This window comes from Clostridium pasteurianum DSM 525 = ATCC 6013 (assembly GCF_000807255.1).
Classification (GTDB): domain Bacteria; phylum Bacillota; class Clostridia; order Clostridiales; family Clostridiaceae; genus Clostridium_I; species Clostridium_I pasteurianum.
Genome location: NZ_CP009268.1, coordinates 3407562 through 3422233, shown reverse-complemented (window position 1 = coordinate 3422233; position 14672 = coordinate 3407562). Strand labels below are relative to the sequence as shown.

General features: G+C 31.0%; 13 protein-coding genes. 12 read left to right on the top strand and 1 reads right to left on the bottom strand.

Translation table 11 applies throughout. The features are described from left to right. Positions 1-174: 174 nt before the first annotated feature. From CLPA_RS15430 to CLPA_RS15400, 8 genes are all read left to right on the top strand, one after another. Positions 175-369, top strand: coding sequence for a hypothetical protein (locus CLPA_RS15430; RefSeq protein WP_003446637.1), 195 nt, complete (start codon positions 175-177; stop codon positions 367-369). 154 nt (positions 370-523) lie between these two features. Next, on the top strand, positions 524-1447 hold the full coding sequence (locus tag CLPA_RS15425) for a sugar phosphate isomerase/epimerase family protein (RefSeq protein ID WP_003446634.1): 924 nt from the start codon (positions 524-526) through the stop codon (positions 1445-1447). A 136-nt stretch (positions 1448-1583) separates the two neighbouring features. Next, positions 1584-2432 (top strand): AraC family transcriptional regulator, encoded by an 849-nt coding sequence (locus CLPA_RS15420; RefSeq protein ID WP_003446632.1) that lies wholly within the window; start codon positions 1584-1586, stop codon positions 2430-2432. A 637-nt stretch (positions 2433-3069) separates the two neighbouring features. Continuing rightward, positions 3070-3534: a ribonuclease H-like YkuK family protein gene (locus CLPA_RS15415; RefSeq protein ID WP_003446630.1), complete on the top strand. Its 465-nt coding sequence runs from the start codon at positions 3070-3072 to the stop codon at positions 3532-3534. Positions 3535-3688: 154 nt separating this feature from the next. Then, positions 3689-3859, top strand: a complete 171-nt coding sequence (locus tag CLPA_RS21440; RefSeq protein WP_174548955.1) for a hypothetical protein — start codon at positions 3689-3691, stop codon at positions 3857-3859. Positions 3860-3988: 129 nt separating this feature from the next. Beyond that, positions 3989-4339: an ROK family protein gene (locus CLPA_RS15410; protein WP_080751531.1), complete on the top strand. Its 351-nt coding sequence runs from the start codon at positions 3989-3991 to the stop codon at positions 4337-4339. 154 nt (positions 4340-4493) lie between these two features. Next, on the top strand, positions 4494-5345 hold the full coding sequence (locus tag CLPA_RS15405) for a dimethylarginine dimethylaminohydrolase family protein (RefSeq protein WP_003446623.1): 852 nt from the start codon (positions 4494-4496) through the stop codon (positions 5343-5345). Positions 5346-5374: 29 nt separating this feature from the next. After that, entirely contained in the window at positions 5375-5611 is a 237-nt protein-coding gene (locus CLPA_RS15400; RefSeq protein WP_003446621.1) for a hypothetical protein, read from the top strand. A gap of 183 nt (positions 5612-5794) precedes the next feature. Here CLPA_RS15400 and CLPA_RS15395 read toward each other — a convergent pair whose 3' ends face one another. Beyond that, positions 5795-8395 carry a glycoside hydrolase family 31 protein gene (locus tag CLPA_RS15395; protein WP_003446617.1) on the bottom strand — a complete coding sequence of 867 codons (2601 nt, stop codon included), beginning with the start codon at positions 8393-8395 and terminating at the stop codon, positions 5795-5797. A gap of 917 nt (positions 8396-9312) precedes the next feature. On the opposite strand from CLPA_RS15395, the gene CLPA_RS15390 reads away from it, so the two are divergent. The 4 genes from CLPA_RS15390 to CLPA_RS15375 all read left to right on the top strand — a co-directional run bounded on the left by CLPA_RS15390 (position 9313) and on the right by CLPA_RS15375 (position 14670). After that, the gene (locus CLPA_RS15390) at positions 9313-10539 is read left to right on the top strand and encodes an IS91 family transposase (RefSeq protein ID WP_034829433.1); all 1227 of its coding nucleotides are present in this window, start codon (positions 9313-9315) and stop codon (positions 10537-10539) included. A 15-nt stretch (positions 10540-10554) separates the two neighbouring features. Next, positions 10555-10824 carry an SIR2 family protein gene (locus CLPA_RS15385; protein WP_003444843.1) on the top strand — a complete coding sequence of 90 codons (270 nt, stop codon included), beginning with the start codon at positions 10555-10557 and terminating at the stop codon, positions 10822-10824. A gap of 613 nt (positions 10825-11437) precedes the next feature. Beyond that, positions 11438-12886 carry a sucrose phosphorylase gene (gtfA, locus tag CLPA_RS15380; RefSeq protein WP_003445664.1) on the top strand — a complete coding sequence of 483 codons (1449 nt, stop codon included), beginning with the start codon at positions 11438-11440 and terminating at the stop codon, positions 12884-12886. A gap of 533 nt (positions 12887-13419) precedes the next feature. Continuing rightward, complete coding sequence (locus CLPA_RS15375; RefSeq protein WP_003445662.1) at positions 13420-14670, top strand: MFS transporter; 1251 nt, start codon at positions 13420-13422, stop codon at positions 14668-14670. Positions 14671-14672: the final 2 nt, after the last annotated feature.

Here is a 14672-nt window from a genome sequence, read left to right as displayed (position 1 = left end):
AAGTTGTTTTAGATATCTAAAAACAACAATATTTGAGAATAAGTGAGCAATTCATGAGAAGTAATTAAATAATTTCTATTATACAATTATATATGTAAACGTTAAGAATAAATTAAAGTTTTAAAGCTTTTGATTTTTATCCGATGACTACCATCCGTAATACTCCCAACTTCTATGGAAAATGGAGCAACTATAGTTCTGGAATCCAGTTGGGCAATAAATAGCCTGGATGTTGGAGAAGCTCAAACATCTCTTTGCGGAATAGAAGGTGGAGCAGATATGGTAGAGGGTCTTAGAATAAATGGAGAGAAGTTCAGCAGATTATACGAATCAGCTAAAAGTGGAGAACCAGTTTACCTGAATAATTAGAATATAGAGAAAATGTATTTTTATGTGCTTATCAATAGGACTGCAATTATACAGTATAAATGATAAAAGAGCTGCGGATTTCAAGAGCGCAATAAGAAAATCAGCAGAAATAGGTTATAAAAATTTAAAAAATTAATGGGGGGAGTGTTTTAATATGTATATTGGTTTGTTAACAGTAAGTCTTGGAAGTATACCACTTAAGGAGAAAGCAAAATGGGCAAGTGAACAAGGATTTAAGTCACTTGAAATTGCCTGCTGGCCAGCATCTAATAGCAGAGACTATTCAAGCTGTGACATAGACGTAGACAATTTTACTCAAAAAGAAGCTGAGGAAATCAAGGAATATTTTAGAGAATATGGGCTGACAATTTCTTCACTAGCTTACTATGATAACAATTTAGATCATGACATAAATAAAAGAAATAAGATAAATAATCATTTTAAAAAATGTGTTGATGCTGCAGTGCTGCTTGGAGTTCCAGCAGTGGGAACTTTTATTGGAAGAGATATAGATAAAACTATAGAGGAAAACCTTGATGAATTTCAGGTAGTGTTTAGTGATTTAGTTAAGTATGCTGAGGATAGGGGAATAAAAGTAATAATTGAAAACTGCGCAATGCCTGGCTGGCAAATTAAAGGAATACCAGGAACCATATCTTATTCACCTGAACTATGGCGAGAAATATTTAAAAGAGTTCCAAATAAGAACTTTGGGTTAAATTATGATCCATCTCATCTACATTCAATGCTTATGGATTATATCAGTCCCATTAAAGAATTTAAGGATAGAATATTCCATACTCATGCAAAGGATGCTGAAGTGTTTGAAGACAGATTAAAAGCCTATGGTGTATATAATAAACAGCTAAATTTTAGCTTTGAAGATTCTGGCTACTGGAGATATAGAATGCCGGGTCTTGGACAGATTGATTGGAAGAACTTTGTAAATGAATTAAGAGAAATAGGTTACGATGATGTCATAAGTATTGAACATGAAGATCCACTTTATGAAGGCAGCGAAGAAAAGGTGAAGAAAGGTTTATCTTTGGGGATAGAATATCTCAAAAAATTGGTATGATGCCTTAAATTTAGGAATACAGCTTGATATTACAGGTAAGTAAGCAATAAAAACTCAAGAAATTATATGCAATATCTATGAATCAGTTAAAAAGAGTACTAAAATGGAATTATAATAAAAATTTTTGGAGGAGACTATGCAGGGGAGCCTTGAAAAAACTGTATTGGAACCGGATTTTCCTTTTAGACTGTTTTTTAATGATGGATATATGAGTACGCCCCATCATTGGCATGAAGATATTGAAATTATATATATTGTAGAAGGTAGCATTAAAGTTGGGGTAGGCAGCCATATATATAAACTTAAAGTTGGAGATATACTTATTATAGGTTCAGGAGAAGTACATTATTTTTTTAAACAAATGGAATTCAGTAAAAGAGCAGTTATACAATTTAGGATGTCCATATATGACAATTTCCTTTCTAGAACAAAGGATACTAGGGCTATAAAATTAATGTTTATTAAATCTCAGTACTTTACAAAGGAAAGTGAAATTCATGGGCTAATGGAAAAGCAAATAAAGGAACTTATTCATGAAAACAGTGAAGCTAAAGAGGGATATAAGCTTATCTTAAAGGCACGTTTATATGATTTGGCAGGTATATTACTTAGATACATGCCTAAAATTGAGTATTCTTTAGAAGAGAAGAGCAGACAAAGAGAAAAATTACAAAAACTTGACAGGGTATTTCAGTATGTGGAGAAAAATTATGAAAAACATATTGATCTGAATCAAATTGCAAAAGTAGCGGGTTTCAGTAAATATTATTTTACAAGATTCTTCAAGGAGAATGCTGGTATGACTTTTTTAGATTATCTCAATAATTTTAGAATAACCAAGGCTGAATGGTATCTAATGGATAAAGAGGACTCTATTATAGAGGTGGCATATAAATCAGGTTTTAATAGTGTTAAAAGCTTTAATCGGGTATTTAAAGATTTAAAGGGTTGTGCACCCATGGAGTATAGAAAGACTGTAAAATAGTATTATAGGGGCTGTGTAACAATGTATATATGCATTGTTACACAGCTTTTTACATATTCTATTATTAAGGATATGTAAAAAGCTGATTTTTAACCTGACTAACTTGGTGTAAGTCTCCCACGCACACAGCGAAAGCGATTCACACAAAATCAAAAAAAGATTTTGGTTCTCTGCTTTTCTTCAAGTGGGAGTTCAACGCCAAGTAAGCCATGTATTTGCAGTTCTAAAATTCAGATGGGGTAAAAGAATCCCCACCTGAATTAAGAACTTGCTTCAATGATTAAATGAGGCCGTTCTCAAATTTAACAAATATTTATTTTGAGATAGCTCCTTTTTAAGTTAAGTTTTACTAGTATTGAGCAAATTAATGGTATAATTTAGACTATAGGCAGTAAATATTTAAAAAAGTATAATAAATATTATAGATAAAAAATAAAAATAAGGCGTATGAAAACAAATAGTAAGTAAAAGATACCGATAGTTATTTATTTGAATATGCTTAGAGTATCTAGTTATAAGTGAATGAAACAAATATACCAATAATTCATAGTATATTTATTAAAAGATTATTTAATAATTTGTTGCAAAAATTAATATGGAGAAATTTCTAAAAAATATTTTTAGGAGGTTTACAGTAATGTATGGCAAGACCTTTGGTAATGTTTCTGTTAATGAAATGGTAAATTGCATAAAAGGTTTCATATTAAGCGACAAGAATTATAAATACAAAATCACTGTTGGAATAGATTCTCAGAATAGAAGTTTGACTAAAGTAGTGGTAGTTGTAGCAGTTCATAGAATTGGCAGAGGTGGTATTTTCTTTTATGAAATAAAGTATGTTCCTAAGATAACTAATGTTAGACAAAAGATATATTATGAAACTGCACTTATAGAGCTTGCTTCAAAACTTTCTAAAAGCTTTGAGAAAGCTAATATAAAGGAAGATATAGAAATTCATGTGGATATTGGAACTAATAAAAATGGTAAAACATTTGAATTGATCAGCGAGATTACTGGGTGGATTACAGGAACGAGATATAAATATCAGATTAAGCCCTATTCCTATGCAGCTTCTTGCATAGCCGATAGAATCAGCAAATAAATTACTAAGGTGATACAATGGATAGAAATTTATTACTACAAACATTCAATGAACAGATTAACGGGAAAAATCACTCTAAGGGGATGAGAATCATAGATAATGATTTAATTTCCTCTTATTTTTAGATGAAAATATATTTGTGAGAGAAAGCTATATGCAAAAATTTGTGAAAATTATAAAACGTTATGGTATTCACTGTACTGGAGAATCTATGGAATTAATGTTATGTTTAGTGCTGATACTACAGGATGATATGATAATTAAACTGGATTTTAAAAGAGTAATAAATTTTTTAAAAGGTGTATCTCCGAGAGCTTATTCATAGTTATAAAGCTTAGAGAAGAATTGGGAACAATTGTAACTGGGTTATCTAGATGTTTGGATATTATGAATACTATATTTTTTCAAGAGTATATTGAGGAAAATATAGAACTTCAAGGGTTAATTATAGCTCATGGAAATACAACGGCCAGCAGTATTCAAGCTATTGCAAATGAAAACTGCTGAAGTGTTTCAAGCAGCTAAACAAGGAGATGCAGTGGCTTCTAGAATTTTAGATACAAGCCTTAACTATTTGGGAATATGTGTTGCCAATATGATAGCGATATTTGATCCTGAGATGGTTATCATAGGAGGAGGAGTTTCAAAGGGCGGAGACATTGTATTTAACAAGATAAAAGAAGTAGTAAATACAATATGTTTTAAAGCCATGGCAGAATCCTGTAAGATTATTACTGCAGCACTTGGAACAGATGATGCAGGAGTAATGGGGGCTGTTGCTTTGGCAGTTATTGAGAGTAAATAAAGTATAAAAAATTACTTTACTTTTTATTTGTTATATAATTTATTTCAGAAGTTCATATATTATTATGAATTTATTTTTTAGTCATGAAACTATTAAATACACTTAAATTTTTTAAACTTTAAGAAATATATTATATGAAATTGGGAGATATTATATGAATAAATTTTTTGTAAAAAACTCAACTGGTATATTAAAGAAAGTACTACTTTGTTCACCTGATTATATGAAACTTCAGCCTATTAATGTTATAGCTGAGAAGTGGATTAAAGAAAATAATGGTCTAAATATAGAAAAGTGTATTAAAGAACATAAAGATTTAATAAAGGCCTATGAAGAAAATGGTGTTGAAGTAGTTTTAATGGAGCCGGAAGAGAATCTTACAAATGAAGTGTTTGCAAGGGATTTTGGTGCCTGCATAAGAGAAGGATATATTTTAGGAAATTTTAAAAAACCAATTAGATATGGTGAAACAGAAGCATATAAAAAGAAAATGAAAGAATTGGGAGTACCTTGTGTTGCAAAGGTGAGTAAAGGTTATTTTGAAGGTGGAGACTTTTGGTTTTTAGATGATAATACTTTAGCAATAGGTGTTATTGCCAGAACAGATGAAACTGCTATAGGAGAAATAAGAGATCAAATCGGTAAATTTGGATATAATATAATCCCTATAAAATGTGCAGAAGAAAATCTTCATTTAGATATGTGCTTTAATATTGTAGATGAGAAAATAGCAGTAGCATGTAAGTCAGCTCTACCAGATCATTTCCTTCGTATATTAGAAGAAAAAGAGTTTGAATTGATTGATATACCTCAAGAAGGTGTTTTTGAGCATCATTGCAATCTACAGGCATTGGGAAATAGAAGAGTAATATCCCTCAAATCAAATACTAAAGTAAATAAAAAACTAAAGGATTGTGGAATTAAGGTGATAGAACTAGAACTAGAAGAAATACTTAAAAGTGGTGGAGGACCTCATTGTATGACTTTTCCACTTAAGAGAATATAATTATTTTATTTAATATGAGGTGATGTTAAGTGAATAATTTAGCTGAAGAAATAGAAAAATTGAGTTTAGATTTAGTTAATATACCTAGTGTTAATGGTACCGAAGGTGAAAAAAATATAGCTGATAAAATATATAAGTATATAAAAGAAGTAGAATATTTTAAAAGGCATAAACAATACTGCTTTCAAGTTCCTTTAATTAATGATTCTTATGAAAGGATAAATGTCTTTGCAATTATTATTGCAAATAATATTGATGTAAGGTAATAGGTATACAAACACTAAAGTTGAAAAAATAATGATAAAATATACAGCTTAGTTCAAAGAAAAAGTACACAATTTTATGCATTTTTATTTTGCAATAATTGTGTACTTTCATTATATAATTTATAAGGGGGGTCAGTACATAATAATTTATAGGTGCTTAAGTTTTGTAATAAATTCTTATATTTATTGTTGAATTCTTACTTTGTGATTCTCATTTACAGGTATTTTTACGTAAAGAGTATTGGTATTATTGTCAAAATAGTAGCCGCTTTTCTTGTTATTCAATTTATCTAAACTGCTTACTTTTTCATATTTATTGTTAGCTGCTTGTACATTTTTGGGATCTACTGACTTATTGAGTTTCAGCGTATAGGACTCAATGTCAGATTTATATTTTTGAGTTTTTTTGTTCTGTTCAAACTCAATGTGATTACTTTTCTTCTCAATATTGAAGTCAGTCACATTGAATTGACCTTTCTTGTAATTTTCTGTACTTCCATCATCTTGATAATAGCTGTATGATGCATCATGATCAAGATAGGTATCAAGTATTAAATTTTTCAATGGTTTTTCTCCAGCATATTGCTGAACTTCACGTCTTGGAATAATAGAATCTTGTCTTACATATATAGGGAGTGTATCAAGAGCAGCTTGTTTTGTAATAGTCTGGCCGCCATCATACTTTTCACCTGTCCAGTAGTCCACCCATTTTGTATCTTTTGGAAGATAAATACTACGTGATGTAGCCCCTTTAGTAACTATTGGTGCAATCATTATTGAGTCTCCAAACATGAACTGATCTTCATTGTTGTACGTATTTGGATCGTTTTGAAACTGATAAACTAGAGGCTGTTGAATGAGATTACCAGTTTCATGAGCCTGTTTGAAAGCGTTTTGTAAATAAGGCATAAGTTCATAACGCATGTTGATATATTTTCTACTTATATCTTCAACTTCTTGACCAAATTGCCATGGTTCTTGCCTATTAATATTTTGTTTTTCTCCAGGGCTATCGCCATCATTATTGTAATGATCACGGGCAAATGGAAGGAATGCACCCATTTCAACCCATCTGGCAAATAACTCAGGTGTGCAGATTTCTCCTCCCAATATATTTTTTGTAAATCCACCGATGTCATTACCTACAAAAGGAGCACCAGCAAGTCCAATGTTTGAGTTCATTGATATAGAAAGTTTCATGTGCTCCCAAGTGCTGTGATTGTCTCCAGTCCATATGGCTGCATAACGCTGAATGCCTGTATATCCAGATCTTGATAAGATAAATGGACGAACGTTAGGTTTCAGATACTTAAAGGCATTATAAGACGCTTGTTCCTCCATAAGAGGAAAAATATTATGAACTTCTTCGTGAGTATATTTCTTACCATTGTCATCCTGAAAAACTGCATTAAGAGGCAGTGTCCAGTGATCTTTTGCAATAAAACTTACAGGTTCATTAACATCGTTCCAAATACCATCAACGCCTGAATCGAACATTGGTTTATACTGCATGGACCACCAGTCACGAGTTTTTTGACTCATAAAATTTGGATAAACGGAATTAGGTTCACCAGACAGATCCCAAGGCCACAATTTTCCCATTAAGTTACTTCCATCAGGATTTTTTACCCAAAGATCTTTTTTAGTTCCATCCTCATAAACAGAATAGCCTGGTATTGCACGAATAGCTGGATCAAATATGTTTGTAAGTTTAAAATTGAGATTATCAAAAGTATTTTTTAATCCATTGGGATCTGGAACATTTTTTCCCCATGTAAAAGCTTTATAGTCATCCATCCAGCCTATATCAAACATGATACCGTCTGCAGGAATATTTTTTTCGCGGTAGGTTTTAGCTACTTCTTCAGCGTCTTTCTGATTATATGACCAGCTTGATTGTTGAAATCCCAAAGCCCATTCTGGGGGAAGGTTAAGTTTACCTGTCAGATCAGTATAGCGGTCTAATACGTCTTTTATATTTGGTCCATTAAAGAAATAATAGGTTAGTTTCCCTCCATCTGCATAAAAGTAATAATAGTCATCACTTTCTTTAGCAAAATCATAGTATGTGCGGTATGTGTTATCAAATAGAATTCCATATGCTTTTTTATCTTTCAAACCTATAAAAAATGGAACAGCTTCATATAGATATCTTGACTCATAAGGAAACGGATCTTGATGCCAAATGGCTTCAGTTTTACCGCGCTTGTTAAGACCGTCTGCTTTTTCTCCAAGACCATAAAAATTTTCATCTTTATCGGCTTTTTTAAATATATATGGTTTACCATTTTCGTAGCCCATACCTTGATTTGCATCTTCATTTATTACTTTACCATTTTTATCAAGATATCTTATGCCAAAAGGACTTTTCTTAATGTTGATAGTTATACTGTCAGTTATAAGGACAATATTGTTTCTTGTTTCTTTTACTCTGAAATTAGGTTTTTTCCAATCTGTTTTATCAATACCTGGAGAGGTGTATTCAGAATCACCCTTATTTAAAAGTGAAATTTTGGCTATGTCAGATGTGAGTAATCGTATAAAGGCATTTTGATTACCTAAATTCAATTTTATGCCATTCTCCAATTTAGTAACACTGAAAACGCTCATAGACTTTTGAAGGTTGTTTTTATCGAGTGGAATATCATCGTGTGGATGAAATGCATCTGTAGGAAAATCATCTGCAAAAGTTTGTTGAGCAAAATAAACTGGAGAAAACACTATTGAAAGCGCAAATATAATAATAAGTAGTTTTTTTGATGAATATTTTCTTTTGATTTTCATAGTTTCACTCCCATTAATTATTATAATTTTTGTTTTATCCGATGACCATCATCATCTAGAATACTTCTATCGTATTCTTTGAAAGTATGATGTAACAGCTGATATGTCTCTGGATAACGATTTACAAGTTTCATAGGTCATAAATAGAGAACTTCGTTTACTTCATGTTAGGTTGTCTTAAATAAAAATAGAGACGGCAAAACAATTTTCACCTGACTAACTTGGTGTAAGTCTCCCACGCACTCTGTACAGTCCTCACACAAAATCAAAAAAAAGATTTGGGTTCTCTGCTTACACGCTGTGAAAGTGATTCGCACCAAATTAGTCATGCATTTGCAGTTCTAAAATTCAGATGTTGTAAAAGAATCCCCACCTGAATTAAGAACTTGCTTCAATATGACATTTGTAAGTATTATTTCAAATAGTATAATGTAATCATTAATGAAACATGTTTCATTAGGCGCAGTATACTCTACTATATAACATATTACATTTATACTGTTGGCTAAATTTAGTATTTATGAAAAATGTTATTAACATTTTTCTATTGTCCGTATGCCATAAAATCCACTTAAAAGCAATTTTTTACTGGTAAATAAGCATAAATTTTTCATGATAATCTTTTAAATTTGTTCTATCCCCCTTTTATTCCATATTTAATTATATTTATGCTATTCTCTATCTTTATTCATGTCATATATATGCGTATGTCTTTTCATTTTTTTAAGGTGATTAAATTAATTATTAAATTTAATTATTTTTTATATATTAGGAATTTAAAAATTTTTTGTATAAAAATATTGCCCGGCAGGGCTTGAAAAATCTAATGTTAGAAGTTTGAGGAAAATATTACAAGTAATATTTTGGAATAGGATTTTTGATATAATTATTAGCAAATTTAGTGATTGGTGATGATTATGCAAGGTGTTATAAAACAAATATTTGTGGATAATTGGGAAAAATTCAGTGAGATATATAAAGGGAAAATTAGAGCTAACATAAGTAGAGAAGTTGATAAGATGATTAATTGTAAATCCTTAGATAATGGATTTATTGAGTTTAAGTGTGAAAATTGTGGTCATATAAAAAGAGTTGGATTTAGCTGTAAAAGTAGATTTTGTACCTCATGTGGTAAGAAAAAATCTGAAGAATGGTCTGATGAAATGGTGGCAAGACTCATTAACTCAAAGCATAGACATATGGTATTTACAATTCCACAGGAACTTAGAATATATTTTGCTAGGGATAGAAAACTATTATCATTATTACCTAAATGTTCAGCAAAAGCAATTATGAGCTGGTTTAGAGATTTAAATAAAAAAGAATGTTTTACACCAGGAATAATCTCAGTAATTCATACTTTTGGAAGAGACTTAAAATGGAATCCACATGTTCACTTAATTGTCACCGAAGGTGGTGCTGGAGAAATTACAATTTGGAGGAATACAAAACATATAAATTATACAGCACTAAGGAAAAGATGGCAAAAAATATTGTTAGACGAAATAGGAATTAATCTTAAAAGTGGAAAAAAAGAATTTAAAAAATTAAAAAATAAGCTATATAAAAGGTTAGAGAATGGATTTTATGTATATGGAAAAGGTGAAATAAAAACAGCAAAGCAAGCAGGAAAGTATGTTGGAAGATATACAGCAAGACCAGCTATCGCTGAATCAAGAATAATAAAGTATGATGGTAAAAAAGTAACTTTTCGTTATGAAAGACATGAAGATGGTGAAGAAGTTGTAGAGGAAATAGATGTTATTGATTTTATAGGTAGAGTAATAAGACACATACCAGAAAAGAATTTTAAGATGATAAGATATTATGGAATATATGCTAAAAACACAAGACATAAAAATAAATTTTTTAAGTTGGTAAATGAAAAAGTTGCTGAGTTCAAAAGAAAAATTAATAATTGGCAAACAAGAATACTTCTTACATTTGGAGTGAATCCATTAAAATGTGAAAAGTGTGGAATACAGATGAAATTTCATGATATATACTATAAAAATGTAAGTGTAAGAGAAAAATTTAAAGAGAAAATAATAGGTGAAAACAAAAGAAAAATTGAAGAGATAATGTACAATTATGGTGTGATTAAGGGGATAATTCGTGATAAAATAGAGCCATTATATGTATAAAGGAAGGTAGTTATTATGGCTAAAAAGAATAAAAAAATAAAAGATAAACAAAGGGCAAAATATAAAGCTAAATTGAAAGAAAATTTAATTGAAGAAGACGGAGTCTTATATATATGTACAGAATGTGGAGTGGAAGAATATATACCAAGGGATGTAGTTGAGATGTTTGATGAAATAGATGATGAAAATGTAATTGAACCTCCTACATTTAGTTGCGAGAAATGCGGAGCTATAATGAGACCAAGAAAATATGACGGAGTTCATGGTATAACTTATGAGTATTAAAATGCGGAGCATCAATATGCTTCGCAAAGGTTTTAGCTTTATAAAAATATTATGAAATAGATATGCTAAGAAATGGGTCTAATTAAAGGGCTTCGCCCAAAAGAAGTTGAGCGAAGCGAAATAACGCGGCTGTGGCCGCTTTTTTATATGAAAAAAATAACCTGTTAAATGAATAAAATACATAAGATGTATTTTTGTTCAAACAAATGTATATTAAAGCTCAATAATATAAATTTACATTTTCAGCTGATAATTTATTTATGAAAACAAGTACATTTTTGTTGACAGCGATTACAATATATATTATATTATATATGGAACATGTTTCATATATAATATCAATAAACCTAAATTATAGATGATTATAGAAATTTTATTCCATAAATTTTTTATCCGATGACTAACAGATGTAATACTCCCATCCTTTGTACAGTGGGGTACGTCTCTGGATAACAATTTACCCTATAAAGGACAACGATTTCTAAGTATCAAATGCAGATACTTAGAAATCTGTTTATTACAATGTATACAGTATTCTGTATAATAATTATAAATATGATTTTAAGGTATAGATTGAAATTAATTCTAAAAATACAATTAGGAGGAAATAATTATGGCAGTTAAAAATAAAATAATGCTTATTACTTATGCAGATAGTCTAGGTAAAAATTTAAGTGAACTTGAAAACCTTTTAACAACTTATTTTAAAAAAGCAATAGGGGGGGTACATATATTACCCTTCTTTCCATCATCCGCAGACAGAGGATTTGCACCAATGGGTTATGAAAAAGTAGATCCTGCTTTTGGGGATTGGGAAGATATTAAAAAATTAGGTGAAAGTTTCTATTTAATGTATGACTTTATGATAAATCACATATCCAAAAGTTCTGAATATTTTAAGGATTTTCAGAAAAACAAAGATAAATCACCTTATAAAGACTTCTTTATAAGATATAAAGATTTTTGGCCTAAAGGTGAGCCTACCCAGGAAGATGTAGATTTAATATATAAGAGAAAGCCTAGGGCACCTTATATAGATGTAGAATTTGCAGATGATACCAGTGAAAAAGTTTGGTGTACCTTTGACAGTGAACAGGTAGACTTAAATGTAAAATCAGAGGTTACTAAGAAGTTTATAAAGGATACTCTTACAAATATGGCAAAGAGGAAGGCTTCATTAATAAGACTCGACGCTTTTGCCTATGCTACTAAAAAAGTTGGAACAAATTGCTTCTTCATAGAACCAGATACCTGGGAACTTCTTGATGAAGTAAAGGAAATATTAGAACCATTGAATGTAGATATATTACCAGAAATACATGAACACTATTCAATACAAATGAAAATAGCAGAAAAAGGTCACTGGATATACGATTTTGCATTACCTATGATTATGCTTCATGCCCTATATAGTGGAGTGAATAAAAATCTTATAAAATGGCTTGAAATGTCTCCTAAAAAGCAGTTTACTACATTAGATACTCATGATGGTATTGGGGTAGTGGATGTAAAGGATTTGTTGACAGATGAGGAAGTAGAAATGACAAGAGAAGCACTATTCACTAAAGGAGCAAATGTAAAGAAAATATATAATACCACTGCCTACAATAATCTTGATATATATCAGATTAATTGTACCTATTATTCAGCTCTTGGTAATAATGATGATGCCTATATTTTGGCAAGAGCTATCCAGTTTTTTGCACCAGGAATACCTCAGGTATATTATGTAGGACTTATGGCTGGAGAAAATGATATAGAATTATTAGAAAAAACAAAAGTAGGAAGAAATATAAATCGTCATTACTATAGTAAAGAAGAAGTAAAAGAAAATATGAAAAGACCTGTCATGAAGAGACTGTTAAAACTTATGGAATTCAGAAATTCTTACGGAGCTTTTGGTGGTGATTATTCCATAACTGATACAGTTAGTGAAGAAGTTTTAGAAATAACTTGGGAAAAGGGTGAACTTAAAGCAGTTTTAAAGGCTGATCTTAAAACTCATAAATTTAAAATTAATTATTTTGATGCAGACAGTAAAGAGATTAAGGAATTGACATAAGTTTAGCAGGTTGAGGCCTATCTTGCAAGGATTAGCATTATAGTAAATATAATTTCCAGTAATCTTTTTCTTTAGGCACATTCAAATAAATAACTAGTCAGTATGCTAGTCTATTTTAAATCCTACTGCGTCAACAGAACCCTTAGATAGCTCACTATCTGCGGAACCTATTTCCTTGTATGATTCAAAATACCCGTCGCATCTTTGACTTATTATTTATTTTCATGTGCCTTAGTAGTCATTTTTAATTACTGGAAATACAATTTTTAAACTGACTATTGAAGCAAGTTCTTAATTCAGTGGGGATTTTTTTACCCCATCTGAATTTTAGAACTGCAAATGCATGGCTTACTTGGCGTCGAACTCCCACTTGAAGAAAAGCAGACAAAACAAAATTTATTTTGTATTTGGTCGCTTTCACAGAGTGCAAGTAGAGAACCCAAATTTTAATTTGGTGTGAATCACTTTCACAGAGTGCGTGGGAGACTTACGCCAAGTTAGTCAGGTGAAATAAATATATGAGGAGAATATCTATGAAAAAAAGAATTATGTATTGGAATCTAAGTGCATATTTTTTATTGTTTTTCTTTGCCTATGCTTCCTGTTTTTCTTTCTTTGCTATATGGCTTGGAGAAAAGATAAATTTAACTGGAGCACAAACTGGGATTGTATTTTCTGTAAACGCTGTCTTTGCTATGATTTTTCAGCCTATATACGGATACATATCTGACCGTATCGGATTAAAGAAATATGTACTATATTTTATAACTGCACTGCTTGCATTAGCTGGACCTTTCTATATATATGTATATGGACCGCTTTTAAAAAGTAATTTTATAGTTGGAGCTTTGATTGGAGGGCTTTACCTAGGTTTAACTTTTATAGCAGGTTGCGCCAGTGTGGAATCCTATATTGAAAAAGCTGGAAGAAAATATGATTTTGAATTTGGACGTGCACGTATGTGGGGGTCAATTGGATCAGCCAGTGCTGCCTTTGTATCAGGAAGAGTGTTCAATATTAGTCCTAATATAAACTTTTGGATGGCAACGGTTTCGGCTGCAGTACTGATTATTCTTGTTCTATTCATGAGAGTTGATGTAAGCACTGTAGAGGCTAAACAGGCTGAATCAGTAGGATTTAAAAATGTTAAAGAGCTTTTTAAATTAAAAGATTTTTGGTTCTTCATGATTTACATGGTGGGAGCTGTATGTGTATATATGGTTTACGATCAGCAATTCCCAGTATATTATGCTTCGCTGTTTCCTTCAAAAGAATTGGGCAATCAGGTTTTTGGAGATTTAAATTCTCTTCAGGTTTTCATGGAAGCAGGTATGATGTTTTTGGCTCCTGTCATTGTGAACAAAATAGGTCCTAAAAGAGGATTGATTTTAGCTGGGATAATAATGACCGGTCGTATGGTTGGTTCGGGAATTGTCAGTGATCCTTATAGCATTTCAGTTATAAAGCTGATTCATTCCTTTGAGTATGCTACACTATTAGTATCAATATTTAAATATCTAGCAGACAATTTTGATACTCGTCTATCCTCTGTACTTTATCTTGTAGGTTTTCAATTTGCTACTCAAATTGGTACTACGGTATTATCACCTATTGTAGGGAAAATGTATGATAGAGTAGGATTCAGAGAAACTTATCTGTTTATGGGAATATTAGTGCTGGTATTTACTATTTTTGCAGCCTTTACTTTGATAAACGAAAAAAAGGATGAGGCTTTAGCAAAAAAAGAAAACAGCAAGATCTTACCAGAGCAGCAGCTTGGATAGAA